Here is a 26867-nt window from a genome sequence, read left to right on the forward strand (position 1 = left end):
CGCTACGCGATCGCTGCGCGTAATTCGTAATTCGTAATACTTCGGCTCCCTTCTCTACGAGAGGCTGCGCCCGAAGCGTAGCTATGCGGCAGGCTTTACGACTTCGCTCAGGGCAAGACGCTCAGTACAAGTTCGTAATTCGTTAAAAAAATATCCCCCTCTCCACTAGCGAAGGGGGGTTAGGATTTACTTACATCCTAGAGACTTGCGAGTTTCCACACCAGTTTTAGAATTCACACCACTTGCGTTAACACAAAGCTTTTTCACTTGTATTCCATCTAAAATTGCATTCGTAAAATCGGTACCTGTGATATCCACGCCATCAAAAGTAGAACGCAGCATCATCGCATCAGTCAACACAGCATCACTTAAATCAGCATCCTTAAACTTGGTTAGATAGGCTATGCCTTCACTAAAATCAGCACCATGCAGATTTACCCCCTGCAATACGCTACTGTTAAATACGCCACCACGTAAGTCAGCATTGCTAAAATTAGCATTCTCTAATTTGAGATTGGTAAACTCAGTACCAATTAAACTTTGGCCAGAGTAATCCTTGGCCTTGAGTTCATCATTACCCACAGAACGAGTAATACTGGAAGAACTTGCTGCTTGCGCCGATAGGGGAAACAAAAAAAGAACCATAGCTAAGACAAAGCTAGCTAACAGTTGCCAATATTTCATAATCTCTTCTTAATAAATCTCAACATTGCCACCATTAACTATTAAACCTCACAGAAGGGAATAGGGTGCAGGTTATAGGGTACAGATTATTTCCTATCACCTGTTCCCTGTCACCTGTCTCCTGTCCCCTATCCCCTGTCACCTCTTCCCTAATCTCTCGTAGGATGATAGATGTTGAGGTGCGATGCCTAACGGCAAGTTGCTCCGCATCTACGCAATAATTACCTGTGGCTAATCAAGAAGACAACGCCCAATCTCTGGCGCGAACCCCTTTATATCAATTGGGTGTAGAACTCAAAGCACGCCTTACCAGCTTTGGCGGTTGGGAAATGCCCGTGCAATTTAGTGGAATTAGCCGCGAACACGAGGCTGTAAGAAATACAGCCGGAATGTTCGATATTTCCCACATGGGCAAATTTACCCTCCAAGGTAAAAACCTGATTTCCCAACTCCAGCCACTAGTACCTTCCGATTTGAGTCGTTTGCAACCCGGTCAAGCACAATACACCGTATTGTTAAATCCCCAAGCGGGAATTATTGACGACATCATTGTTTATTATCAAGGTGAAGACACCAGTGGTACACAAAAAGCATTCATCATAGTCAATGCGGCAACTTCTGGTAAAGATAAAGCATGGCTATTGCAACACCTTGACTTGGATAAGGTGCAATTCCAAGACCCTTTCACCAGATAAAGTCTTAATTGCCGTCCAAGGGCCAAAAGCGATTAAATATCTCCAGCCATTAGTGCAAGAAGACTTGCAACCAATCAAAGCCTTTGGACATTTAGAAGCAACTCTACTAGGTAAACCTGCCTTCCTAGCCCGCACAGGTTACACCGGAGAAGATGGCTTTGAGGTGATGGTAGACCCGAATGTGGGAGTAGAATTGTGGCAAACTCTCCATAAAAATGGTGTTATCCCCTGTGGACTCGGTGCGAGAGACACTCTGCGCTTAGAAGCAGCGATGGCACTGTACGGACAAGATATCGATGACATCACCACACCTTTAGAAGCAGGTTTGGGATGGCTAGTTCACTTAGATACCAAAGGCGATTTTATTGGTCGGGAAGTTTTAGCACAACAAAAAGCCACTGGAGTAAAGCGCCGATTGGTAGGTTTGCAAACCCAAGGACGCAACATTGCCCGTCATGGCTATCAAGTGTTATCCACAGGTAAAGTTGTGGGAGAAGTTACTAGTGGCACCCTGTCACCGACACTTGGTTATCCTATTGCCTTAGCTTACATTTCCACCCAGCTAGCAACTGTCGGTCAGCAGCTAGAAGTCGAAATTCGCGGCAAAACTTATCCAGCAGTTGTAGTTAAACGTCCCTTTTATCGGTCAAAAAATCGTGTTACCAACTGATAAGCGTCGAGGTTTTTGAGGAATAATGTGTTGTGAGTTATTCAACTACACTAAGGTTCATTACCAGATATGACTTGGATGACTGTTAGGGAAATAGTTTTTTTGATAAGGGAGAGGAAGTGATATGTCTTTTGAATATCCTCAAGATTTCAGATACTTAGATTCTCATGAATATGTGCGAATCGATGGTGAAATTGCCACCATTGGCATTACTGAGTTTGCAGTACATGAATTAGGTGATATCGTCTTTTTGGAACTGCCAGAAATTGGCGATGCTCTTACCAGGGGAGAAAACTTTGGCACAATTGAATCAGTGAAAGCCGTTGAAGAACTGAATTCACCAGTAACAGGCACAGTTATAGAACGGAATGAAGCCTTAATTAGTTCTCCCGAAGAAGTGTCAGAAGACCCTTACGGGGAAGGGTGGTTTTTAAAAGTGCGCGTCAATGACCCTGGCGAAGTTGAAGATGCCTTGACAGCAGATGAGTATCGCGCCCAAGTAGAAGGGGAGTAATAGTGCTGTTAGCGTCAGCGGGGCGTTTAGCCCGTGCTGAGTGCTGAGTGTTGAGTGGAAGAGTAAGGGACTAGGTGAATGGAGAAGGTAATTAATAATTACTCTTATTCACCTATCCAATATCTTCCGAATCCCCAGTCCCCAGCCCCCAGTTTAAGAGTATTTATTGCAAAATATGAAATAGTACCGTCTGGAGAGTAATTTGTGGTATTGAACGCCCCTATTCTCAAGTCTCATGAGCAGCAAGTGCTGGACGAAAAAAGTAAAAATTTAAGTAGTTTTGTGCCAAGACACATTGGCCCTAACTCCAATGATATTCAGCAAATGCTTAAGGTTTTGGGGTTTTCCAGCCTGGATGCCCTAATCGACCAAACAGTTCCACAGGCAATTCGGCTGAAGCAACCGCTAAAGTTACCTGAAGCAGAAAGCGAGTATGCAGCACTGGCATCGTTAAAAAAAGTTGCTGCCAAAAATCAGGTTTTCCGTTCATACATTGGTATGGGCTATTACGACAGTATTACCCCACCTGTGATTGGGCGTAATATCCTAGAAAACCCCGGTTGGTATACTGCCTACACTCCTTATCAGCCAGAAATTGCTCAAGGGCGACTAGAAGCGCTGCTGAATTTTCAAACTCTGATTATTGACCTTACAGGTTTAGAAATTGCCAATGCTTCGTTACTTGATGAAGCCACAGCAGCAGCAGAAGCGATGAGCCTAAGCTATGGTGTCTCTAAAAATCAGGCAGATGCCTATTTTGTCTCTCGCGATTGCCATCCCCAAACCATTGATGTGTTGCAAACACGTGCTAAACCATTGGGGATTAAGATCGTTGTTGGGGATCATCAAACATTTGATTTTGAGCGAGCAATTTTTGGGGCTGTTCTGCAATACCCTGCAAGTGATGGCACTATTTATGACTACCGCGCTTTTATCGAAAAAGCCCATGCTAAGGGTGCATTGGTGACGGTAGCAGCAGATCCTCTAAGTTTAACTTTACTGACCCCTCCTGGGGAATTTGGCGCTGATATTGCTGTCGGAAGCACTCAGCGATTCGGTATTCCTTTGGGGTTTGGGGGGCCTCATGCGGCATATTTCGCTACGAAGGAAGAGTATAAGCGGCTAGTTCCAGGGCGAATTGTGGGGGTCTCAAAAGATGCCCAAGGTAAGCCTGCATTACGTCTCGCATTGCAAACCCGCGAACAGCATATCCGCCGCGAAAAAGCTACTAGTAATATTTGTACTGCACAGGTGCTGCTGGCGGTGATGGCGAGTATGTACGCCGTCTATCATGGCCCTGCTGGATTGAAACGAATTGCTGAGAATATCCATCAGCTAACTTTAATGTTGGCAGCAGGGCTTAAGCATCTAGGTTACAAAATTAGTTCTGAAGATTTCTTTGATACACTGCGGGTGGAATTGGGAACACGCAGCCTAGAAGTAATTCTTGAAGCTTGTCAAGCAAGGAATATTAACCTGCGAATTTTTGATGACACTGCTGTTGGTATTTCTCTAGATGAAACAACTACAGTAGATGATTTGGTAGAGGGTCTTGGAGATTTTTGCAGCGCCTGATAGTCTATTTCTCGGTTTTAAAGAAATTGGAGACTTAATTGCAGCACAGCGCAAATCACCTCTACAAAACTCAAGCCTTGCCCGTACAAGCACCTATCTCACTCACCCAGTTTTTAACCGCTATCACTCAGAAACGGAATTGTTGCGTTATCTGCACAAGCTAGAAAGCAAGGATTTGTCGCTAACGACATCAATGATTCCTTTGGGTTCTTGCACAATGAAGTTGAATGCAACAGCTGAGATGATTCCGGTAAGTTGGGAGGAATTTGGCAAGATTCATCCATTTGCCCCGGCGTCGCAAACGCAAGGCTATCAAATCCTATTCCAGCAACTTGAGGCATGGTTAGCTGAAATTACTGGGTTTGCGGGAATTTCTCTACAACCAAATGCTGGTTCTCAGGGCGAATATGCTGGACTTTTAGTAATTCGTCAATATCACGAAAATCGGGGCGAAGCACACCGTAATGTTTGTTTGATTCCCACCTCCGCACACGGGACAAACCCAGCAAGTGCGGTGATGTGCGGGATGAAGGTAGTAGCGGTTGCCTGTGACTCACAAGGTAATATTGATGTTGCTGACCTGAAGGCGAAGGCAGAAAAACACAGCAATGAATTAGCCGCCTTAATGGTGACATATCCCTCAACTCACGGTGTCTTTGAGGAGCCAATTCAGGAAATCTGCGCTGTTGTCCATAGTTATGGCGGACAAGTTTACATGGATGGGGCAAATATGAACGCCCAAGTGGGAATTTGCCGTCCTGGGGATATTGGCGCGGATGTCTGTCACTTGAATCTGCACAAAACCTTCTGTATTCCTCATGGTGGTGGTGGCCCTGGTATGGGGCCTATTGGCGTTGCATCTCATCTTGTGCCCTTCCTCCCCGGACATCCTGTTGTTACTATCAACGACTCAACTCAGCACTCACATATTGGTGCTGTGGCGGCTGCGCCTTGGGGTAGTGCTAGTATTCTGGTGATTTCTTGGATGTACATCGCCATGATGGGTGCAGATGGTTTAACCCATGCGACTAAGGTGGCGATTCTCAACGCTAATTACATTGCCAAGAAACTGGAATCGTACTATCCGGTTTTGTATCAGGGGAAAAATGGTCTAGTTGCCCATGAGTGTATTTTAGATTTACGATCGCTCAAAAAATCAGCTGCGATCGAAATCGATGATGTTGCCAAGCGTCTCATAGATTACGGTTTCCATGCGCCGACTGTCTCCTGGCCTGTAGGGGGTACAATCATGGTGGAACCTACAGAAAGTGAATCTAAGCAAGAGTTGGATCGTTTCTGTGATGCGTTGATTTCTATTCGTCAAGAAATTGCCGAAATAGAAGTTGGCAAAGTGGATATCCAAGATAATCTTTTGAAGAACGCACCCCACACTGCCGAAAGTTTAATTACTGGAGAATGGCAGCATTCCTATTCTCGCGAACAAGCTGCCTATCCTGCGCCTTGGACTCGTGAATATAAATTCTGGCCAGCTGTCGGTCGCATTGATGCAGCCTTTGGCGATCGCAATTTTGTTTGTTCTTGTCTGCCAATGGATGCTTATTAAACTGAAGTAGGGGCGTACAGCTAGCTGTGCCCCCTACGATAGATTATTTTTTTCGCTGGAATTTTTAAAATTGGGATCGCGTTGCTTTAATTAACTTACGTTGTCCAATAAAATCGCAGTTGAGGAAGGCGATCGCTGCTGGTTAATTTGCAGTGGGATATTTTCTTGCACGAGTTGCCAAAAATGTTTAATGGGAGGAATTTGCAGACGATCTTGAGTTGTCACCATAACTACCCGTCGAGTCAAACTGGAACCATCTGCTAAACCACTAGTATTATTACTGGCTAAAGAACGAATCGCCAGGGTAGGGTCAAGACGTGCTTCCAGTAATGCTGATTGAGGTAGCAAAGCTATCAATTTCCCTTGGCGCACAACTCCCCGGAAGGCATCTAGGGTATTTACCTCTAAAGCCGACTGGAGTGTAGCTTCCATCCGCTCAAATTTATCTTGTATTAAGCGTTGCATCCCATAACCATCTTTAAAAACCACTTGGGGATAACGAATTAGCTCCGACCAAGGGACGCATTCATATTGTGCCAGGGGATGATTGGCTGCGGTTAAAACTTCTATAGGTTCATCATAAAGTACTTCTACCACCATTTCTCTACTGGTGGTTAAAAAGCGATTATTCATTACAATTGCTAAATCTACCAATCCATCTTTGAGGACTTTCAGGGCGCGATCGCTTCCCAATGAAGTCACCCGCAATTGCACATCTGGATAATCATAACAAAATTTTTGCAACACTGGTGGTAAGTAAGATCCACAGAGAGAGTGAATCACGGCAATGCAAAGTTCTGGTTGCTTTCCGGCGATTAAATCGGCTAATTCTTCTGTAGCAGTCTGCCACTCTTGACAAATTTTACGAACGCGGGGTAACAAACGTTCGCCTCCTAGTGTCAGTTTGGCATGAGTGCTTCTGTGAAACAGTTCTATCCCCAAATCTGCTTCTAATGCTTGGATTTGGCGACTAATCGTCGATTGGGTGACACCAGATGTTCGCGCTGCTTGTTGAAAGCTGCCGGTTTGGGCGATCGCTAGAAAGGCTTGCAACTGCTCTAGGCGCATTTTTATGTAGCCTGAATTACATTGATCAGTTTTATAAAGTTAACGGATTTTTATCCACAATTTAGTAGAGTTTGTTACAGCTTTTTTTCTCTGATTAACATTTAAGTAAATCAGATTTGACCGCCTTTATTGTCAATGATGCGCTTTGCACCGATTTTTTCGGTAAATTTCGCCCAAAAAATAATTAACTATTTTCTGCTGAAATATATGAATTTTTAGATAATATTTTTAACGGTATCGTTCTGAGCCATTCTCTTGTGATTACAGAAGCTAATAGTTGAACTGTAGCGAACTATCAGTGTTTCACTCGATCGTTATGCGACGGATTATATAGCGGTTTCTAATTGAGATAAAGTAATCATTTGAACTTCGCATCTCAATTACCTGAATGTTACCGTAGGTCAGGTTGTTTTTGTACAACTTAGGGATACAGCTGCGATCGCATCAGATTTGCAAAAGACATAGAGGGCACAAACTATAGCTGTGCCCTCCTAAAATGTGGTGAATGCTATCTAGAGCGAGAACCTGTTACTTCATCGGGATCTCTATAAGCCCGAACTTTTTCGCGATTACGCAGTCCAGCTAAACCAGCTAGACCAAGTAAACCTAGCCAACCAAAATTGAAACCGCGATCGCTAGTTCTTTCGGAAGCTGCGACACCTGTATTTCTGTTAGTACCTGTGGCATCAGTGCCAGTGCCTGTTGTTCCACTACCTGTGGTATCAGTGCCAGTACCTGTTGTTCCACCTGTGGTATCAGTGCCAGTGCCTGTTGTTCCACTGCCCGTTGTTCCACCTGTGGTATCAGTACCAGTGCCTGTTGTTCCACTGCCCGTTGTTCCACCACCTGTTGTGCCAGTGCCTGTAGTTCCAGTTCCAGCGCCCGTTGTGCCAGTTCCAGTGCCTGTAGTTCCAGTTCCAGTACCTAAGCCAGTGCCTGTAGTTCCAGTTCCAGTGCCTGTAGTTCCAGTTCCAGTACCTAAGCCAGTGCCTGTTGTCCCAGTGCCTGTAGTTCCAGTTCCAGTACCTAAGCCAGTGCCTGTTGTCCCGGTTCCACTGCCCGTTGTCCCAGTTCCAGTGCCTGTAGTTCCAGTTCCAGTACCTAAGCCAGTCCCGGTTCCAGTCCCAGTTCCAGTGCCTGTTGTCCCGGTTCCAGTCCCTGTAGTTCCAGTTCCAGTACCTGAGCCAGTGCTACTACCGGAGCTTCCGCTACCGGAGCCTCCACTGCCGGAACCTCCACTTTGGGCGGAAACTAAAGTAGGTAAGGATACAGAAGCGAAACTGATGGCAAATACAGTAGCTAAAACAGCTTTAGATAAATTGAAAGGCTTCATGCTTATGGTTCCTTTTATTTTCTAGATTTGTATCGTTGATTGATTTACAAAAGCAATATTGTCTCTTCAATCCACTACTAAATTAGGTAAATTATGACGAGGCAGATTGCAGAGTATTTTACTTAACTTCTTCTGGAAAAGTTGAAAGTATTTGAAAATACTACTAACAACTCGTTCTTTCTTTGTCACATTAAGCAAAATAACTCATAATCAGTAATTACTAATTTAGGATTAAGAACTTACGAACAAAATCGCTTGTTCAAAATAGAAAATAACTATTGTTACACTTATTTCTATCTATCCTATTTTTATTCATTACTTATTGTGAATCATTTTGTTACTGTTAGATAGCATAAGTGTTAGTTTTTCATCAGACTTCTACCATAAGAGTAAAACCACTTATATCCCAAGAATTAATTTGGCATTCAAGTTAGGTTAGTTTATATAGGAATCCGCTTTGATTCGGAGAAATTATTTGCGTAGGGAGGGAATAGGGAAGAAGGAATAAATGTATACTGAGTTTTTTTCAAAAATCAAATACGAGTCCTATATAATTACTTTATTGACATTAGCTTTTAGTTATTTCGATCTAAATGAACTAAAAACTCTATACAGCCGGATGCTGCTAGCAGTTGAGACTCTATTAAGAATACTTCACAATCTTATTTCACCTGAAAACTTATAACTTCATACTCCAGATGTGTCTTACTTTAGACTTAAGGAATACTTTTCTTGCCAGTTCAGTAGAACGGCATAAATAATTAAAGGTTTGTAATCAGGATTTTAATCCTCTCTTATCTAGGAGAGGCTGCGCCCTAAGCGTAGCTATGCCGCAGACTTTACGAGACGCTACGCGATTAAAAGTTGACACTGAAATTTACCATTCCGCTAAAGCGATCGCTATTGCTTGTTTTAAATCTGGTGTGATTGCGTCATTATTCGCTAACTGCTGCAATTGTTGATGTGTGGCTTCTCCATCCAGATTTTTCAGTGCTGCGATCGCATGTAGTCTCACCGATGCATTCGGATCGGCTAACAGGGAAATCAATGGTTCAATTGCCTGCATTTCGCCTAACTGTCCTAAAGATAAAGCGATCGCACTTTTGATGCTAGCAACCTCTGTGGCCGGATGCTGCGTTAGCATTCGCGGAGCATCTCGTAGAGAAGCTTGCTGTTCGCGTAGCGTCTCGTAGAGAAGGGATCGCAGTATTTGCAGTAATATTTCTACCGCTGGTGTAGTTAACTCCGGTTTTTGCACTCGTCCCAAAACTGTGACAATTTCTTGCCACACTGTTGCTGATGTACTTTGATTCAGTGCTGTTTGCAAATATTCCAAACTCGATAACGTTCCCACCCAACTTAAAGCGCGGATGGTTTCTAATTGCAGCGTTATCGGTGTCTGAGGTGAAATCAGCAAATCAAATAAGTATTTAGCAGCGTCATCACTACCAATTCGAGAAAGGGTAACTGCGGCTGCACAACAAACATCAAGGTTAAAGTCGTAAAGTTTGGGTTGCAGTTTCGTTATTAAATCTAATGCTTGATGTAAATCGGGGCGAAAACCCAAACCAAGCACTGCTGCACGCCTCACTGTGGCGGCTGGATCGTCCAAAGCTTTCAACAATACTGGCGGTATGCGTTCGTCATGAAAACTGCTGAGGGCTTCAATTGCGGCGGCGCGGATTGCTGCTTGTGGATCTTGCACTATACTCAACAGCGGCGTGATGGTTTCTGGTTGCCGAATACAACAAAGCGATCGCACTGCTAACAATCGTGTATTTTCGTCTAAAAGAAGTTCAGTTAGTGAAGCAATCGCAACAGTACCCATTTGTCCCCCAGTGCTGTAGCTGCGATCGCTTTGAGTTCTTCATCCTCATCATTTTTCAACAATTCAACTATTGACGCGATGGCTTCTGGGTGTTTAAATTCGCCCAAAGTCCTTGCTGCATACCAGCGCAATTCGTCTTCTGCGTTTTCATCTTCTAATATTTCAACGAGTGGTGGGATAGCAATATTGCCAAAGTGAGTCAACACTTTGGTAATTTCCCAGCGTTGCTGAAAATCGCCCATTTCTAAGATGGAAAGTGTTAATTTTAGAAGATATTCTCGATTTTTAACTATCTCTGGATCTTCCGAATCTACCCCTAAAACTAATTGTTGCAAATATTGAATTAGTGATGACCAATCAGCGGCATTATGTGCTGCCTCGGCTTGTACCAAAAGCTGTTTGATATTACTCACAATATCTTGCTTGAATTATCAATTTTCTACCTCCTGTCCCCTGCCTCCACTAGCTTGGCTTAACTAAAACAGAATTGCCCTCAATCTTAGCGGCGTAAGTTTTTAGGGGGTCGGTTGCTGGGCCTTTTTGCACTTTACCATCGGCTCCATATTCCGAACCATGACAGGGACAAGCGAATTTTTTGGCATCTGCTTTCCATGCTACAGTGCAACCTGCATGAGTACAAGTAGGGTCAACAGCAGTTAGATTTCCGGCTTTAGATGTGCCGACTACCAGCACAGGCCCAGCAGGTGAGTTTTTTGCCAGCAATTGACCTGTCTTATCTAAATCTGCCGATGTACCTACTGTTTGCCAATCTTTAGATGCTGGAGTTGTTTGAGAAGAACAAGCTGCGATCGCTACAGGTAGAGAACTCGCAATCCAGCCCAAACCTACCCAATTAATAAAGTCACGACGTTTCATAACTGCTGAAATAATATCTAAGTTTTAGCTAACATCTCCCATTCCATTTTGGATTTTAGATTAGTCTATGGCGATCCAAAATTACTTCAGTTTTCTCAAATACCGTTGATTAAGGGCGCTGCATCGCTTATGGGTGACTTTAATGCAAGTAATGCATACTATTCATGCATTTTTTGAAAAATTTTTCCAAAAATCGTAACAATTTATACGATTTTAACACAAAAGTCACCTTAAGTTATGAGTATCGAAATTGTTACATGAACATTATCTAAACCTGCTTGACAAATTCCCAAGATGTAAATGGTCACAAATTTTCCTTAACTAACCACGGATTTGAAGTTTTGCGTTGGAATGTTCTTGAGTAAAAATAATCAGCCGTAGTTAAATATTAAGTTTTTATTCCCTAAATCTCGTAGATACAACACCTGATGTAACTACGGACTGATTGGAATTGGGAAATTATGACCACAGTTACCGATCGTATCAGTAATTTGCAACGAGATTCAAACTCATGACAGACACAGCAACTACCACTAGCCTTAATAAGTTTGAGAAATTAAAAGCAGAAAAAGATGGACTCGCCATCAAGAGTGAAATAGAGAAATTTGCCGCCTTGGGTTGGGAGGCGATGAACGAAACAGATCGCGATCATCGACTTAAATGGGTAGGCGTGTTTTTTCGCCCAGTTACCCCAGGTAAGTTTATGATGCGGTTGCGGATGCCTAACGGTATTCTTACCAGCAGCCAGATGCGTGTTTTAGCGCAAGTAGTGCAGCGTTACGGTGATGATGGTTGCGCTGATATTACTACTAGACAGAATATTCAATTACGGGGGATCAGAATTGAAGATTTACCAGACATCTTTAATAGATTTCACGCAGTTGGTTTAACCAGCGTTCAGTCAGGGATGGATAACGTCCGCAATATCACAGGCGATCCTGTGGCGGGGTTAGATGCAGATGAGTTGTACGACACGCGAGAGTTGGTACAGCAAATTCAAGATATGCTCACCAATAAAGGGGAAGGAAACCCAGAATTTAGCAACTTACCACGGAAGTTTAATATTGCGATCGCAGGTGGACGAGACAATTCAGTTCACGCTGAAATTAACGATTTAGCTTTTGTGCCAGCATTTAAGGAAGCAGGGGAGCAGGGGAGCAGCACTTCGACTACGCTCAGTGACCGAGGAGCAGGGGAGCAAAATTTCTCCTCTATCCATTCTCACCACAAAATTTTCGGGTTTAACGTTTTAGTCGGTGGCTTTTTCTCAGCTAAACGTTGTGAGGCGGCGATTCCGCTGAATGCTTGGGTGGCTCCAGAAGATGTGGTAGCTGTATGTAGAGCGGTTTTGGAAGTCTTTCGCGACAATGGGCCGCGTGCTAATCGCCAAAAATCGCGTTTGATGTGGCTAATCGATGAATGGGGTTTAGATAAGTTTCGAGCAGAAGTAGAAAACCGTTTGGGTAAATCATTAATATCCGCAGCACCTAAAGACGAGATCGACTGGGAAAAACGCGACCACATCGGGGTATATAAACAAAAGCAATCAGGATTAAATTACGCAGGCTTACACATTCCTGTCGGTCGGTTGTATGCCGAAGATATGTTTGAAATTGCCCGTCTGGCCGAAGTTTACGGTACTGGCGAAATCCGTTTCACAGTTGAGCAAAACATTGTTATACCCAATATTGCTGACTCGCGTTTAGCAACATTTTTAACTGAGCCTTTGCTGGAAAGATTTTCTATCAATCCAGGTTTGCTGACGCGATCGCTAGTATCTTGCACAGGCGCGCAATTTTGCAATTTTGCCCTGATCGAAACCAAAAACCGCGCCCTGGCAATGATTAAAGCCTTAGAAGAAGAGTTAACTTTCACCAAACCAGTGCGAATTCATTGGACAGGTTGTCCCAACTCTTGCGGACAACCCCAAGTTGCAGACATCGGCTTGATGGGAACTAAAACTCGCAAAAATGGCAAAACCTTGGAAGGTGTTGACATATATATGGGCGGCAAAGTTGGCAAAGATGCCCATTTGGGAACTTGCATCATCAAAGGTATCCCATGCGAAGATTTGCAGCCAATATTGCAAGATTTACTCATCCAAAAGTTTGGGGCAAAACTCAACAAAGAAGCCTTAGTGGTTAGTAACTGATTGGGGATTTGTCATTTGTCACTTGTACTGAGCGACTCGTACCGACTTGTGCCGAGCGAAGTCGAGGTAGCAAAGCCGAGGTAAGCCGAAGTATTTGTCATTTGTCATTGGTTAAAACTCAGATTTTAACCTTAAAGGCGCAACTTCCGAGTTCAAAGGTGCAACTTCCGAGTTCAAAGATGCAACTTCCGAGTTCAAAGGCGCAACTTCCGAGTTCAAAGGCGCAACTTCCGAGTTCAAAGGCGCAACTTCCGAGTTCAAAGGCGCAACTTCCGAGTTCAAAGGCGCAACTTCCGAGTTCAAAGGCGCAACTTCCGAGTTCAAAGGTGCAACTTCCGAGTTCAAAGGTGCAACTTCCGAGTTCAAAGGCGCAACTTCCGAGTTCAAAGGCTCATCTTTTCCGTATTTTATTCAATTAGAAAGATTGCAATGCTTAAAAACTTATTTTCATTTAGCGATCGCTACCGCATCTTACATCAGACTTGGTTTGCTTTCTTTCTGACTTTTGTTTGTTGGTTTAACTTTGCCCCCTTCGCTACAACCATTGGCAGAGAACTACATTTAGCACCAGAACAAATCAAAACTTTAGGCATTTGTAACCTTGCTCTTACAATTCCCGCACGCCTAATTATTGGGATGCTTCTGGATCGTTTTGGTCCCAGAATCACTTACTCAATGCTGCTAATGTTTGCGGTTGTTCCTTGTTTAGCGACGGCGCTAGCGCAAGACTTTAATCAACTAGTCATCAGCCGTTTGCTGATGGGAATTGTCGGATCTGGATTCGTTGTGGGTATCCGTATGGTGTCCGAATGGTTCCAGCCGAAGGAGATGGGAATTGCTCAAGGTATTTATGGCGGTTGGGGTAACTTTGGGGCTTTTGGCGCAGAATTTGCCTTACCGATAATTGCAGTTTCTACGAACTTTTTCGCTGGTGGTGCTTCTAACTGGCGATTTGCGATCGCATTTACAGGGATTATTGCAGCTATCTACGGCGTAATTTATTACAACAACGTCCAAGATACGCCCCCAGGTAAAATTTACAAAAAACCTAAGAAAAATGGTTCTCTGGAAGTGACCAGTGTTAAAAGCTTTTGGGCGATGATTGTCTCGAATTTTGGTTTAATTTTCGCCTTGGGTTTATTGGCTTGGCGTTTGGAACAAAAGAACATTCACTTCCTAACTTTGAGCCAAATGTATTTGATTTGGTTACTATTAGCAGGATTATTTGCTTACCAAAGTTACAAAGCTTGGCAAGTAAACCGAGAACTTTTAATTGGCAAGAAAACTTACGCTCCATCCGAACGCTTCCAATTTGGTCAAGTAGCCTTACTCGAATTCACTTATATCACTAACTTTGGTAGCGAACTGGCAGCCGTTTCCATGCTTCCAGCATTCTTTGAAAAAACCTTTGCTTTAGAACATGTTGTCGCTGGAATGATTGCTGCTACCTATCCATTCTTAAATTTGATTTCTCGTCCTAGTGGTGGCTTAATTTCTGATAAATTTAACTCCCGAAAATGGACAATGACAATTATCAGCGCTGGCATTGGTGTTAGTTATTTGATGGCACATTTTATTAATAGTAACTGGCCGATTCCAGTAGCGATCGCAGTGACAATGATTGCCGCTTACTTTGCCCAAGCTGGCTGCGGCGCAACCTATAGCATCGTTCCCCTAATTAAAAAAGAAGCCACTGGACAAATTGCCGGTAATGTCGGAGCTTACGGTAATTTTGGCGGCGTAGTTTACCTGACAATTTTCAGCTTAACCGACGCTCCCACACTATTTTCCACAATGGGTTTAGCTGCACTAGTTTGTGCTTTCATGTGTGCCTTCTTCCTCAAAGAACCAAAAGGTTCCTTTGCCCCTGCATTTGAAGGTGAATTACCAGAAACCGCAACGAAAAACCCTATCTTCTTAACTGAAGAATAGACCTGTCTTGAAAACAGAGAGTAAGCAATAAGGCAAATAAATTCTCATAGTTCGTACTAAAGACTTTAGTCGAATGACACTAAAAAAAGATACATAACTGGTTCCCAGCCTCTAGGCTGGGAACCCATTCTGGGAGGCTCTGCCTCCAGTAGCTTGATAAGAGGCAGAAGCCCACTTTAAATATATTCCCAGCCTCCAGGCTGGGAACAAGACGACAAAAGCCTTTGGACTTTACAAGCGTGCCATTCGTTTCAAAGAGTTTGCATAACAAACAAATTTCTCAAACTGCCGCTACATCTGAGGTTGCAAAATCAAAATAACAAAATGGTACAACTGCCATGAGTGAATTTACCAAAACTCTCTGCCCCTACTGTGGTGTTGGCTGTGGTTTAGAAGTTTCACCCCCAGCTCAACTTGGCAAAGCAACTAATCGAGATAGTCAAGGAAATCCGACTTGGCGGGTGCGGGGTGATAAAGCCCATCCATCCAGTCAGGGTATGGTTTGCGTCAAAGGTGCAACGATCGCAGAATCTTTAGATAAAAATAGATTACATTACCCAATGGTGCGAGACTCCTTAGAGCGAGAGTTTCGCCGCGTTAGCTGGGATGAAGCTTTCGATCTGATCGCCAAACGCATTCAAACCGTGCGTTTCACTCAAGGGCCAGAAGCCTTATGTATGTATGGTTCCGGTCAGTTTCAAACTGAGGATTACTACATAGCCCAGAAACTTATGAAAGGCTGTCTGGGTACTAATAATTTTGATGCCAACTCTCGCTTATGTATGTCTAGTGCTGTGGCTGGGTACATTCAAAGCTTTGGTTCAGATGGGCCCCCATGCTGTTACGATGACTTGGAGTTAACCGACTGTGCATTTTTAATTGGTACTAATACGGCTGAATGTCACCCCATCGTTTTCAATCGACTGGAGAAATATCACAAAAAGAACCGCAAAGTCAAAATGATTGTGGTCGATCCCCGTCGCACACCAACCGCAGAAGCCGCTGATTTACATTTAGCCATTCGTCCCGGTACAGATATCGACTTGTTGAACGGCATTGCCCATTTGTTGATGCGCTGGAACTATATTGATACGATGTTCATGGACGACTGCACCAGCAACTTTCCGGCTTATGCTGAGGTGATTCGCCACTATCCGCCAGAAGTGGTAGCTCGTCAATGTGGAATCAGTATTGAAGATTTAGAAACAGCAGCACGTTACTGGGGTAAATCTGAGCGGGTACTGTCTTTGTGGTCAATGGGTGTGAATCAATCCTCCGAAGGGACGGCTAAGGTAAGAACGATTATTAACCTGCACCTGATGACTGGACAGATTGGCAAACCTGGGGCCGGCCCTTTTTCCCTCACTGGTCAACCGAACGCGATGGGAGGACGGGAAGCCGGAGGTTTGGCGCATTTATTACCGGGTTATCGAGTAGTGAAAAATCCGCAGCACCGTGCAGAAGTTGAAGAGTTTTGGGGACTCAAGCCAGGACAAATTTCACCCAATCCCGGTTTGACTGCTTGGGACATGATTACTGGGTTGGAAAATGGCGCTGTCGGATTACTGTGGATTGCAGCTACTAATCCCGCTGTGAGTATGCCAGATTTAGAGCGGACTAAAAAGGCATTGTTGCGATCGCCTTTCACTATTTACCAAGACGCATATTATCCCACAGAAACTTCTGCCTACGCTCACGTTCTACTACCAGCAGCTCAGTGGGGTGAAAAAACTGGCGTGATGACAAACTCCGAACGGACGGTAACTCTGTGTCAAGCATTTCGCCAACCACCAAGAGAAGCTAAAGCCGATTGGGAAATTTTTGCCGAAGTTGGACGGAGATTAGGTTTTGAGAAAGAATTTGCCTTTGCTAACTCTGCTGATGTTTATGCTGAGTTTGTCAAACTAACTAAAAATCGCCCCTGCGATATGACAGGTGTCAGTCACCCGCAATTACAAGCAAAAGGGCCGACTCAATGGCCTCACCCAGAAAAAAGTTATGAATTAGAATCTTCTGACTCTTGTACAGACGCGATTAATCGCGTCTCTACTCCTAACTCCAAACGCCTCTACACCAATCTCCGCTTCCACACCCCTGACGGACGCGCTCGATTTGGGGCATATTACTCCAAGGGATTGGCGGAACCACCAGACCCAAATTATCCGTTTGTACTAACTACTGGAAGACTTTACGGACATTGGCATACGCAGACACGCACTGGTCGAATTGAAAAAATTTGCAAAATGCATCCCGAACCGTTTATCGAAATTCATCCCCGTGATGCTGCTCGGTTAGGTATTGCCGATAGTATGTATATAGAAGTGCGATCGCGTCGTGGTAAAGCGAAGTTTCCTGCTAAAGTCACAAAAGCGATCGCACCTGGTACAGTTTTTGTCCCTATGCACTGGGGTTCGCTGTGGGCAGATAATGCCGAAGCCAACGCCCTCACCCATCCAGAATCTTGCCCCGATTCGCTACAACCAGAATTAAAAGCCTGTGCTGTGCAGTTGATACCAATTTCGGTGGAAGTTCCCATCAAAGATTATCAACTCCAGTCCTCACAATAGTAAGCTGCAAAGTGTAGCTCAGAAGTGGTAATTCATAACCAGCAACAGGTAATTTCGTCAATAATCAATAGTCAATAGTTATTATCATTTTTTATAACTCTCTAATTTTGACTGTTACCAATTACTATATCTAAAGAGGTAAATTTTTAGTAACAAGGGATTTTACTAGAGTTTATTTTCGCTATGGATAAAGAATAAAAAAGCATAGAAACTTACAAAAAATTGTCAATTTTTTTCAATCCTTTAGATTTATCTATGGGATTTTCTTTTATTTGAGAATTGGGTGCAGCAGATGAAAAAGCTAATGAGGCGAATTCTAAGAGCTACCACAGATGAGAACTTCATGCACATTATTGAAAATATAGAAGTGCTAGTTTCTAAAGTTCTATCTATTTTTATGGTGGTCGTAATTTTGGTAACGATCGGAGATTTAGGAATTTTTATTTTTAAAGAGTTATTTACAGTTCCTTATGGACAATTTAACTCCACTTTGTATAAAATTTTTGGTTTATTTTTAAATATTTTAATTGCTTTAGAAATATTAGAAAATATTACCGCCTATCTCCGACGACATGTTTTTCAGGTTGAATTAGTGATTGTCACTTCTTTAATAGCTGTTGCCAGAAAAATTATTATTCTTGACTTAGAAAAAGTTCCAGGAATTGATATAATTGGCTTAGGTATAGCTATTCTTGCTTTATCAATTAGTTATTTAATAATTCGTCTCAGTAATTCCAAAGATCCAAGCTAAATAAAATGCGTAACAAACTATAGTGGTTCTCAATTGTATGGAATACAGACCACTTTTAAAGTACAGCAATTTTGGGTTTGTTAAGCAACAGGATCAATTATTAATTTTGAATTTTAAATTTTGAATTCGGAGCGAAGCGACGTGACAGATTTCTTTCAATTTGAAGCAGACTTTGTTGATTCTCTGCGTTGCATCCCTATGCAGGTGCGTTGTAAATTAGATACCTGTGGTATCAAGCTAAAATTGTCTGATTGGAATCAAATGACGACAGGTGAACGGCAAGCTTTAGTGGAATTACCTTGCACTACAGAAACAGAAATTCAGTCTTACCGCGAGCATATCGAGCAATTAATCATACAACGCACAGGTGTACCAGCGACAAAATTGCCCATCGAGCCTCATCCTGCATGGCTAGATGCCACTGTACCAGCTAGGGTTCAAGAAAAAGCTCAAGAAATAGGTGTAACCCTGACACAGCAACGTTGGGCAGCTTTAACACCCTTACAGCGTTTTGCTTTGATTAAACTCAGCCAGCCAGGACATGAAAACAAAAATTTTCCGAGAGCGATCGCAGAATTTAATCTGCTTTAATTTACCATTCGATCGTAATCGTTGAATTATCGTCGTGTTCCTAGAAGATGTATTAATTTTTGTTAAGTTGCCACTCTGAAATGATACATGACAGCACAGTGATTGATGTTAGGTATCAAAAACTCGTACATAAACTAACGCCGAAAAAAGCTGACTCTAAATTAATATTTACTTTATAAACAACTATTGATGACTAATAGGTGAGGGTAACAAATATATGGCCGCAAAGAAACTTTTGATGCTTGTTGGCGACTATGTAGAAGACTATGAAGTGATGGTTCCTTTCCAGACATTGCAAGTGGTGGGACACACTGTCCATGCAGTTTGCCCCGATAAAAAAGCTGGCGATCGGGTGCGGACAGCAGTTCATGACTTTGAAGGAGACCAGACTTACAGCGAAAAACCCGGACACAATTTTACTTTAAACGCAACGTTTGCAGAAGTAGAAGCCACAACCTACGATGCCTTAGTCATTCCTGGAGGAAGGGCACCAGAATATCTCCGCCTCAATCAGCAGGTGCTAGAAATCACCCGTCACTTTGCCCAAGCCAATAAACCGATTGCTGCCATTTGCCACGCCTTGCAGTTATTAGCAGCTGCTGATGTACTGCAAGGCAAGAGATGTACTGGCTACCCTGCTTGTAGCCCAGATATCAAGAGTGCTGGAGGAATCTATGTTGATATCCCTGTCGATCGGGCAATAGTTGATGGTAACTTAGTGACAGCACCAGCTTGGCCTGCTCACCCACATTGGCTAGCAGAATTCCTCACAGTACTTGGAACTAAGATTGAACACCCAGAATTGACTACAGTTGTTTGAGACAAGATACTAGAAATCTTTTGGTTCACTTCATAACAGTTTCTTTCCCTACTCCCTACTCCAAAAGAGCTTTGGCAAAAACAACTGACAACAGACGACTAAAAATTATATATTTTTGAAATGGAACTAAATGCAGTAAAAAATACTATTTTTTAATAAATTGCAGTGGGTTTAATTTGCAGCTACGATGTCAAAAGTACAGCATCGAGACAATCTGATTGAGCCGCCGAACAAGCCAGTTTTAGGGCAAACTCTCAGCAGATGGAATACTTCTTTACATGAGGTGAAACAATTTGAAATCTTGCACCAATAATTTTAAATTTCTTAGCAAGAAGTGAAGCTATAGTGGATTTAGCAATGCTGCTGCTAATGTGGCTAAGGTTAGTCCTGCTGCCAAATTATGTGAAGAATTAGTTTAGAAACGCACTTCTTATCGATGACAGGCAAAAACGCAAGACATAATGCATTTCTGCGGCTAGTGTCTGGTAATGGGGCAGCTTTGGGAGCAGAATCTCGCTACTCGCTGCCCCCCAGTAAAGAGATGGTAATTGGACGCGACCCCCAGCTGCCAAGTTGTCTTGGATGCCATGATGTACCGAATGGTATCTCGTCGTCATGCAGTGGTTCGTCCCCTCTCTCTATCCCCAGATAGCAAATTTAGCTGGGTGCTTTGTGACTTGAATAGTGCTAATGGCACTTATTTGAATGGACAACGCTTATATGAATGTCAGGAATTGCACCCAGGCGATCGCATTTCTCTAGGTGCTGATGGGCCGCAATACATTTTTGAATACGAGTATACCTCACTGACTCCGGCGACGACAGTGAACCAAGTTACACCACTGCCTTCGGCGACGGACTACCACAACCACACACAATTAAAGCAGCCAGATTCTGTTAGCTTCACCCAGCTTTTTCCAATTATTTCCACTGGTAAAGATTTAACTACTAAAGCTTACCTCGTACCGGGAATACTGACCGTAATTTTTGTGGTACTGATGTTCGCTACAGTCGGTCGCCCACAAGCTAATCAAGTGATTGTCGCAAGTTATATCGCCTTCGCTGCCTACTATTTTGTTTACCAACTTTGCGGCAAACAAAAGCCTTGGTGGGTGCTAATGGCTACGTCATTGGGTACAATCCTGATTTTGCTCAGTCCCCTGTTGGATCTATTTATTTTTGTATTTCGCGGCATTTTACCTGGAAGCTTGCCCACACCCCAAGAATCTATCACCTTCACAGAGTTACTGGTGCGGATGTTTTTTGGCGCTGGGTTGATGGAGGAATTACTCAAGGCATTACCTGTACTAGGGGCTTTTGCCATCGGTAGAATGTTGTCTTCACCTTGGCGAGAACGTATCGGCATTTGGGAACCTCTAGATGGTATCCTCTTGGGTACGGCTTCTGCTGTTGGTTTTACTCTCTTGGAAACCCTCGGTCAGTATGTGCCTGATATCACTCAAAATGTCACGCAACAGGTGGGTATAGGGGCTGCCGGTCAACTGGCAGGTTTACAACTGCTAATTCCGCGAATTTTAGGCTCTGTAGCCGGACACATGGCTTATAGTGGCTATTTGGGTTATTTTATCGGGTTGGCTGTCCTCAAACCTAGTAGAAGTTGGCAAATTCTATCTATTGGTTATCTGAGTGCTTCGGCGCTCCACGCTCTCTGGAATGCTACAGGGTCAATCAATGCCTTACTATTGGTAGTTGTTGGAGTGTTATCTTACGCCTTTTTGATGGCGGCAATTCTCAAGGCACGGGCGCTGTCACCAACGCGATCGCAAAATTTTGCTACCCGTTTTCTTGGCCCAAAGTAGGGGGAGCAGGGAGCAGGGGGCAGGGGGAGATGGGGAAGATGGAGGAGAACAACCAATGCTTGAGTATCTACCTCTTGGGATAGATGGCCTCATTTGAAAATCAGCGTACTGTTAATTTATTCTGGGGTAAATATACCTATAAAAATAAAAATCATTAAACTTCTTGCAAAAAGTCTTGATTTTCGACTCGATATCCTTGCGTAAGGGAAACCAACATCTTTGCAAAAGACACCTCTGAATCGAGTGAACGCAAAGCGCGGGTTACACGAACACAATGCAGAATGAAAACTTTTCCTACTCCCTATTCCCCATTCATAGTTCTGGCTGAGACTTGTTAAGTTCAGTAAAAGCATAAGAAGCGATCGCTAAACTAACTTTTGCTTTATCTACTTCTGATAAAGCTGTCCACTCGCTATTTTGAAGACTACCGAGTGCAGATGCCACATTTTGCGATTCCCTACTTCGCATAGCGTAAGCAAAAGGACGAGCCAAAACGATCAGATCCTCTGTTCCCCAAGCTGGTAGTACTGTCTGAACGCACTCAACCAGTTGCTCGCTGATTAATTGGCGAGCGGCAAATATCTCAGCAGCTTTGGTGGCGATGGTGTTGAGCAATATTTGAGGGACACAGGCAGAAAAATTTGTACGTAATGTTTCTTGAAGGTTAAACACTACTGCCTGTTGTAGGTTATTATTGCGTTCAGGTGTCGGAGTAATGCTAGACCAAAGTGTATCTAGATGTCCGTAAAAATCTTGCGATCGCCTCATTAGTTCAACACCCTGCAAATCTTCCATTCCGAACTGTTGTTCTAGTTCTTGAAAATAAGCTTCTGATTCTTCATCACATGGATTCCAGGGATAGTTAGCATCCTCTGGTTCTAGTAACGCTTCTAATAACTCTAAATCTACTTGAGATGGCAAAGATGAGAAAGTGTCTGAGCCGTTAATTTTGTGAGCCATATTTTCTTCCCTCATGATTATTTGGTGGTATTGACAGCTACAAGTTCTAAGAAGAGATTTCCGCAAAAACTGTTGATTTTTTCTCCAAAAAAAACAGATTTTAAAAGTTAATGCTAAAGGCTCAAATTCATTTATGCAATAGCTTTGCTAGGAGTCTTCAATCACAAACTCCCAGGTTTCACCTCTAGCACTTCCAAACTTTAACTGCATCCCCGATTTCAAAGGGACTTCCTCTCGGAGGATTTGTTGCCAGCCATTAGGGCCTAAAAACCAGGTTGTCCCGTAGGTGGAAAAATCTTGCAAGTAATAAGTTCGCATTAGTGTAGCATCTGTAAGAGTGTTGCGGCAGAAGATTTCGGCGTGGCGTTTGGATACAGATGGTTCGGGAATGACAATATCATTATCTTTCGTGCGGCCGATGCGGGTAACTCCATAACGCAGTAACCAGGTTTTACCTTTTGGAGTCAGCGATCGTAAACTGGCAATCGGAAGCGAGGAACCGACATCAGGAATGGCTGTATCTGGAAGTTCGGTAATACCTTCATCCAGATTCTTAATGAGTTCGCCATTAAAATCTGGATGCAGGTAGAGAACAGGCAAAGTCCAAGCAGGTTGATTAAATTTATACAGTGTTAACAACTCTTGCCTAGCCTGTGCTACGGCTTCATCAATTGGCTTGTGCGATCGCAAAGCTTCGGTAAAGGCCTGAATAAAACTATGGCTTTCGTGGTCAGCGATTTCATCGCGCATCCCCAAAACCGCAGGCACACCATGACGAATCAATACTTCTGCTAAACTGCTGGCAGGGATAGCTTGACGATCGATCGCAGCTGGTTGTGCGCCCCAACAGGCGTTGAAAACTGCTAGTTTCACACCTGTACGAGTCAATACTTGCGCCAATTCTATGCCATTGAGGGGCATATCTGGTCGCAAAAACAGTAACCCTCCGTCTGGGTCTGGCAAACCATGTCCAGCGTAAAAGAAAACATTGTATTCTTTGGTTTCTAATTCATCAATCAACTGTTGTGGAGTTGGTTGAATGAGTTGATTCACTACACAAGGTGCATATCTTTGGGAATTACCAGGCGTATCTGCAAGAGCTTGCTGTAAGATAGCGGCTTCTTGTTCTAGTTGCAGCTTGTCATCATGGCCTAAAACCAGCAGAATACTCAAAGCTTGGTCAGTTCGCAAATACGGCAAAGCGTCAACTTCTGTGGTGGTGCGACTAAATAGCAAATCTTGGGAGAGAGACATCGCCGATTGACCAGGTTCACGCTGCATAATTTCCCAAGGGAAAGCGATCAGATCCGGGTCGCGAATTTCTAGTCGAAAGCGCAAACGTGTATGCTGACCCATAGCAATACCGCGGCTGCGTTCTAGACTACCAAGAATTTGCCCGTCGAATACCCAGCGCCATAAATTCATTCCCAAGTATTGCATCAGACGACTGCTGTAGGGGCCAGTAGGTTGACCCTGAAGGAGGTGAAATCCAATCTATGGGGAATGGATTGCTCTTTTGAGATGTTGAGTTAGGGGAAATATCTAGGCGGCCATGACCAGCAAACATCTGCTGCCATTCTTGCCAGACTTGGGTAAGTTCAACAGGCCATACACAGTCACGTAAAACGTAGCCACTGGGATACGGAGCCTTGACCACCCAAATGGCGAAGTTGTCAGTGCCAGTATTTACGAGACGGGCGATCGCCAAATTCAGGGATGGCATGGATTCATTAAACTAAAAGCTAAAAAAAATAATTTCAAGAGAAGAAAACAGATACGCCAGAATTCAGAATTCAGAATAAATGAGTAGGGGATTTAAACCCGACATTAATTGTGTTGCACCAAATTAGAGAGATGGTAAGGGTTTTGAACTCGGTTATTCATCCATCAGTAGTACATAATTCATTCTGAATTCTGACGACTGACGCCTTTATTCTGTTTTGATAACAATTCTCCAAGGTGAAAATTTTCTATTTTTTTGACCTTGTAAGTTTTTTACTGTGATTGTTACCTGTTATTATTCCAGGTTTTTACCAGTTTATCGAGTATTTGATTAAGTTGGACTGGTGTCAGGTGGTTCGGTAACTGGCGGTTGCGTCACAGTTCTACATGGATTTGGTGCATCTGATTGTAAAACAACACCAAAACGGTTGACTTGGGAGGAGTTTAGCAATACTGTTGCTGGCAAAGGTTTTGAATTTGGGGGAACTGAGGTAGTTACAGCTGGGTTATTAGGATTAGCTGGAGTTTGGGTACTTTTATTGGCACAGACTCGCATAGACACCAAAAAACTGCCAGAAGCAGGATTTGGATTTGATTTTTTCTCAATAACTTCTAAAAAAGTCCCACGGGGGAGTGATTGGTTGTTTCCCAAGGATATGTCATTATTGGTTTTAATTACCCAACCAGGAGAAAGATTAGCTAGCGATCGCGGCGGTGCGGGTGTCGTTTCAATGCTAGGATTTTGAGTTTGTAAGGGATTGGAAAAAATTGGAGAGGTTCCTCGCAGTTGCTTGACGAACAATCCTAAAAAACCTGCTGCTACCACAAATATTAATGGAACTATCCACTGTAGGGGAAATTGACGAGTTTTAGCCTGTTCAGTGTCTGGGATCACCTGAGTTTTGTGGTTTGGGCTGCCTAAAAGTGTCGCATCTGTCGCCCTGGATGCTAAATCAACAGTTTTGGCAGAATAGCTCTGGGGAATCACTGCTTGGATGGTGATTTCTGGTTCCCAATATTGGACTTGATAGTGAACTAAAGCGACGGTAACATTATCGTGTCCATTTTTAGTATTAGCAATTTCGACTAATCGATCGGCAACAGTTGCTATATTTGCTTCCCCAGCTAAAATCGGCAAAATTTCTGTTTCCCAGTACTCCTCTACCCGATCGAAGTCACTCAAACCATCGGATGTGAGCAGAAAAACAGCATCTTCATCGAGCATAAATCTTCCCGATGTGGGATGCAATGAAGTGCTAGAACCCATCCCCAAAGCTTGAACCAGAGATCCAGCCGCACTCTGTTGTACTGCCTCGCGGTAAATGGCATAACCTAGTCGGACTTCACGGGAGGCGACATCATCATCAAGGGTAACTTGATAACAGCCGTGGCGTGTAATCCAGTAAGCACGACTATCGCCGACGTGGGTAATATACATTTCATGAGCAACAGGCAATGCCATGACTAAAGTTGTGCCCATACGTTGACGCCCTTGGCGATTTTCACCGTCATTGCGCTGACTGATTTTGTCATTGGCCATTGCCACTGCCTTATCTAGGTCATTCAGCAGTAGTGAAGGGGTCTATGTGGTCGTAGGGAACCTTTGTTAGTTGTTGTACCTGCTGCTGGATAGTTTCAATGGCTAAATTTGAGGCGACATTGCCGCCCTCGTGTCCGCCGATCCCATCACAGACAATTGCTAAGGCTGTTGGCTGGGGTGGTTTGCTCACTAGAGTTCCACTGGGAGGGCTACAGGCATCTTCGTTACGTTGACGACTTGGCCCGGTGTCGGTTTTGGTGATAATTTGGATCGTGGGTGTTTGCGATCGCCCTAACCCAGCCAGTCCCCGATCTAAAACTCCGATTAATTGATCGGTTGAATTAATCTCTCCCTGAATTAAAGCAAGGCTAACGCGATCGACAAATTCCGCGATCGCTGGTTTGGCATTGCTAACCAACTGCTGCCAAAATTCACCTAATTGCGGCAATTCTGGTGATATAGCGCCATCAAAACGCAATTCCAACAACCGGACTAACGATCCTTCTACCCGTAATACATAAGAGTCAAGTAAGCTAGAAGCGACACCTTCACTTACTAGAGGTTGCCACAGATGAGCTATTTGCCACAACCAATTTAGTTGGCGCATTGATGTTGCATCACGCCAAGCGGTGGTTAACTCGCTGCCCAAATGAACTTGTTGGATAGTGTCATCTACTAATAGTGGCGGTTTTTCTAAGAGTAATATTTCTCGGTGGGAAGACCCGTCAGCAACAAAAAGCACTCCATATACCTGCGGTACGTGTAAACGGTAGGGAATTAGTCTCAGGTACGCTTTTAGAGGCTGCAAATTATCTAACTCAGGCGTTAGCGCTAATAAACCAGGCTTCGTATCTAAAAGAACAAATTTATCAAGGATTAAATAGCGATCGGCTAATATTTCTCCAGGGCTACCCACACTTGGGCTATCTACCACAGCCCAGAGATAATTTTTGGGTAGGGGCGTAGAACATCGCTGGCAAAACTTGTGAGTCAGGGGGTTGGCAGCCTGACAATTTTCGTTTGGACAGTAGAGCGTTGCCGCGTCATTTTCCATAGTTTTCGCACCGATCAGCGATTGGCAGTTTCTTTAATAGCATTAGTAGGGACAATCTAGACCGCTCATCTTTCTTAAACTTGACATACCCAGACTTTAGATGATGATTTTAGCTGGCGGATATCAGCAGGTGCTAATACAAAACTTATCC

Annotated in this window: 14 protein-coding genes and 6 pseudogenes; 11 read left to right on the forward strand and 9 right to left on the reverse strand. The window is 43.6% G+C overall.

Features of this window, described 5'->3' with window-relative positions; all coding sequences use genetic code 11:
- Window positions 1-186 precede the first annotated feature (186 nt).
- Window positions 187-684: a pentapeptide repeat-containing protein gene (locus tag NSTCB13_RS26235; protein ID WP_322693396.1), complete on the reverse strand. Its 498-nt coding sequence runs from the start codon at window positions 682-684 to the stop codon at window positions 187-189.
- A gap of 227 nt (window positions 685-911) precedes the next feature.
- Between NSTCB13_RS26235 and gcvT the strand changes: the two are divergent.
- The 3 genes and pseudogenes from gcvT (at window position 912) to gcvP (ending at window position 5702) form a co-directional block, all read left to right on the forward strand.
- Window positions 912-2049: pseudogene (gcvT, locus tag NSTCB13_RS26240) on the forward strand (glycine cleavage system aminomethyltransferase GcvT).
- Window positions 2050-2173: 124 nt separating this feature from the next.
- Entirely contained in the window at window positions 2174-2563 is a 390-nt protein-coding gene (gcvH, locus tag NSTCB13_RS26245) for a glycine cleavage system protein GcvH (RefSeq protein ID WP_289797706.1), read from the forward strand.
- A 204-nt stretch (window positions 2564-2767) separates the two neighbouring features.
- A pseudogene (gene gcvP, locus NSTCB13_RS26250) lies at window positions 2768-5702 on the forward strand (aminomethyl-transferring glycine dehydrogenase).
- Window positions 5703-5792: 90 nt separating this feature from the next.
- Here gcvP and NSTCB13_RS26255 read toward each other — a convergent pair.
- The 4 genes and pseudogenes from NSTCB13_RS26255 to NSTCB13_RS26270 form a co-directional block, all read right to left on the reverse strand.
- Window positions 5793-6770, reverse strand: a complete 978-nt coding sequence (locus NSTCB13_RS26255) for a LysR family transcriptional regulator (RefSeq protein ID WP_448274324.1) — start codon at window positions 6768-6770, stop codon at window positions 5793-5795.
- Between the two features lie 508 nt (window positions 6771-7278).
- Window positions 7279-8103, reverse strand: a complete 825-nt coding sequence (locus NSTCB13_RS26260) for a WGxxGxxG-CTERM domain-containing protein (protein ID WP_448274325.1) — start codon at window positions 8101-8103, stop codon at window positions 7279-7281.
- Between the two features lie 877 nt (window positions 8104-8980).
- Window positions 8981-10344, reverse strand: a pseudogene (locus NSTCB13_RS26265) (HEAT repeat domain-containing protein).
- 49 nt (window positions 10345-10393) lie between these two features.
- Window positions 10394-10807 (reverse strand): QcrA and Rieske domain-containing protein, encoded by a 414-nt coding sequence (locus tag NSTCB13_RS26270; RefSeq protein ID WP_322709271.1) that lies wholly within the window; start codon window positions 10805-10807, stop codon window positions 10394-10396.
- Between the two features lie 511 nt (window positions 10808-11318).
- On the opposite strand from NSTCB13_RS26270, the gene NSTCB13_RS26275 reads away from it, so the two are divergent.
- Window positions 11319-12959 carry a ferredoxin--nitrite reductase gene (locus tag NSTCB13_RS26275; protein ID WP_448274326.1) on the forward strand — a complete coding sequence of 547 codons (1641 nt, stop codon included), beginning with the start codon at window positions 11319-11321 and terminating at the stop codon, window positions 12957-12959.
- A gap of 111 nt (window positions 12960-13070) precedes the next feature.
- On the opposite strand, the gene NSTCB13_RS26280 is transcribed toward NSTCB13_RS26275, so the two are convergent.
- Entirely contained in the window at window positions 13071-13346 is a 276-nt protein-coding gene (locus NSTCB13_RS26280) for a hypothetical protein (RefSeq protein ID WP_448274327.1), read from the reverse strand.
- Between the two features lie 42 nt (window positions 13347-13388).
- Here NSTCB13_RS26280 and NSTCB13_RS26285 point away from each other — a divergent pair, with 42 nt between their 5' ends.
- The 7 genes and pseudogenes from NSTCB13_RS26285 to NSTCB13_RS26315 all read left to right on the forward strand — a co-directional run bounded on the left by NSTCB13_RS26285 (window position 13389) and on the right by NSTCB13_RS26315 (window position 21440).
- On the forward strand, window positions 13389-14891 hold the full coding sequence (locus tag NSTCB13_RS26285) for a NarK family nitrate/nitrite MFS transporter (protein WP_448274328.1): 1503 nt from the start codon (window positions 13389-13391) through the stop codon (window positions 14889-14891).
- Window positions 14892-15229: 338 nt separating this feature from the next.
- Complete coding sequence (locus NSTCB13_RS26290) at window positions 15230-17458, forward strand: molybdopterin oxidoreductase family protein (RefSeq protein ID WP_448274330.1); 2229 nt, start codon at window positions 15230-15232, stop codon at window positions 17456-17458.
- A 292-nt stretch (window positions 17459-17750) separates the two neighbouring features.
- Window positions 17751-18209: a phosphate-starvation-inducible PsiE family protein gene (locus NSTCB13_RS26295; RefSeq protein WP_445627374.1), complete on the forward strand. Its 459-nt coding sequence runs from the start codon at window positions 17751-17753 to the stop codon at window positions 18207-18209.
- A gap of 141 nt (window positions 18210-18350) precedes the next feature.
- Complete coding sequence (locus NSTCB13_RS26300) at window positions 18351-18800, forward strand: nitrate reductase associated protein (RefSeq protein WP_448274331.1); 450 nt, start codon at window positions 18351-18353, stop codon at window positions 18798-18800.
- A gap of 217 nt (window positions 18801-19017) precedes the next feature.
- Window positions 19018-19620, forward strand: coding sequence for a DJ-1/PfpI family protein (locus NSTCB13_RS26305; RefSeq protein ID WP_445627372.1), 603 nt, complete (start codon window positions 19018-19020; stop codon window positions 19618-19620).
- Between the two features lie 187 nt (window positions 19621-19807).
- Window positions 19808-19933 (forward strand): hypothetical protein, encoded by a 126-nt coding sequence (locus NSTCB13_RS26310; RefSeq protein ID WP_335002856.1) that lies wholly within the window; start codon window positions 19808-19810, stop codon window positions 19931-19933.
- Window positions 19934-20056: 123 nt separating this feature from the next.
- Window positions 20057-21440 (forward strand): annotated as a pseudogene (locus NSTCB13_RS26315) (PrsW family glutamic-type intramembrane protease).
- A 312-nt stretch (window positions 21441-21752) separates the two neighbouring features.
- On the opposite strand, the gene NSTCB13_RS26320 reads toward NSTCB13_RS26315, so the two are convergent.
- The 3 genes and pseudogenes from NSTCB13_RS26320 to NSTCB13_RS26330 all read right to left on the reverse strand — a co-directional run bounded on the left by NSTCB13_RS26320 (window position 21753) and on the right by NSTCB13_RS26330 (window position 26716).
- Complete coding sequence (locus NSTCB13_RS26320; protein WP_448265802.1) at window positions 21753-22400, reverse strand: hypothetical protein; 648 nt, start codon at window positions 22398-22400, stop codon at window positions 21753-21755.
- A 147-nt stretch (window positions 22401-22547) separates the two neighbouring features.
- Window positions 22548-24123, reverse strand: a pseudogene (locus NSTCB13_RS26325) (CHAT domain-containing protein).
- Window positions 24124-24453: 330 nt separating this feature from the next.
- Window positions 24454-26716, reverse strand: a pseudogene (locus NSTCB13_RS26330) (protein phosphatase 2C domain-containing protein).
- Window positions 26717-26867 lie beyond the last annotated feature (151 nt).

The sequence above is a fragment of the Nostoc sp. DSM 114160 genome (assembly GCF_053470305.1).

Bases quoted from the DNA above. Each gene is read 5' to 3' on its own strand.
- NSTCB13_RS26270 (WP_322709271.1), bottom strand. From the start codon at position 10,807: ATGAAACGTCGTGACTTTATTAATTGGGTAGGTTTGGGCTGGATTGCG.
- NSTCB13_RS26305 (WP_445627372.1), top strand. From the start codon at position 19,018: ATGGCCGCAAAGAAACTTTTGATGCTTGTTGGCGACTATGTAGAAGAC.
- gcvH (WP_289797706.1), top strand. From the start codon at position 2,174: ATGTCTTTTGAATATCCTCAAGATTTCAGATACTTAGATTCTCATGAA.
- NSTCB13_RS26320 (WP_448265802.1), bottom strand. From the start codon at position 22,400: ATGGCTCACAAAATTAACGGCTCAGACACTTTCTCATCTTTGCCATCT.
- NSTCB13_RS26285 (WP_448274328.1), top strand. From the start codon at position 13,389: ATGCTTAAAAACTTATTTTCATTTAGCGATCGCTACCGCATCTTACAT.
- NSTCB13_RS26295 (WP_445627374.1), top strand. From the start codon at position 17,751: ATGAAAAAGCTAATGAGGCGAATTCTAAGAGCTACCACAGATGAGAAC.
- NSTCB13_RS26275 (WP_448274326.1), top strand. From the start codon at position 11,319: ATGACAGACACAGCAACTACCACTAGCCTTAATAAGTTTGAGAAATTA.
- NSTCB13_RS26260 (WP_448274325.1), bottom strand. From the start codon at position 8,103: ATGAAGCCTTTCAATTTATCTAAAGCTGTTTTAGCTACTGTATTTGCC.
- NSTCB13_RS26255 (WP_448274324.1), bottom strand. From the start codon at position 6,770: ATGCGCCTAGAGCAGTTGCAAGCCTTTCTAGCGATCGCCCAAACCGGC.
- NSTCB13_RS26235 (WP_322693396.1), bottom strand. From the start codon at position 684: ATGAAATATTGGCAACTGTTAGCTAGCTTTGTCTTAGCTATGGTTCTT.
- NSTCB13_RS26310 (WP_335002856.1), top strand. From the start codon at position 19,808: ATGTCAAAAGTACAGCATCGAGACAATCTGATTGAGCCGCCGAACAAG.
- NSTCB13_RS26290 (WP_448274330.1), top strand. From the start codon at position 15,230: ATGAGTGAATTTACCAAAACTCTCTGCCCCTACTGTGGTGTTGGCTGT.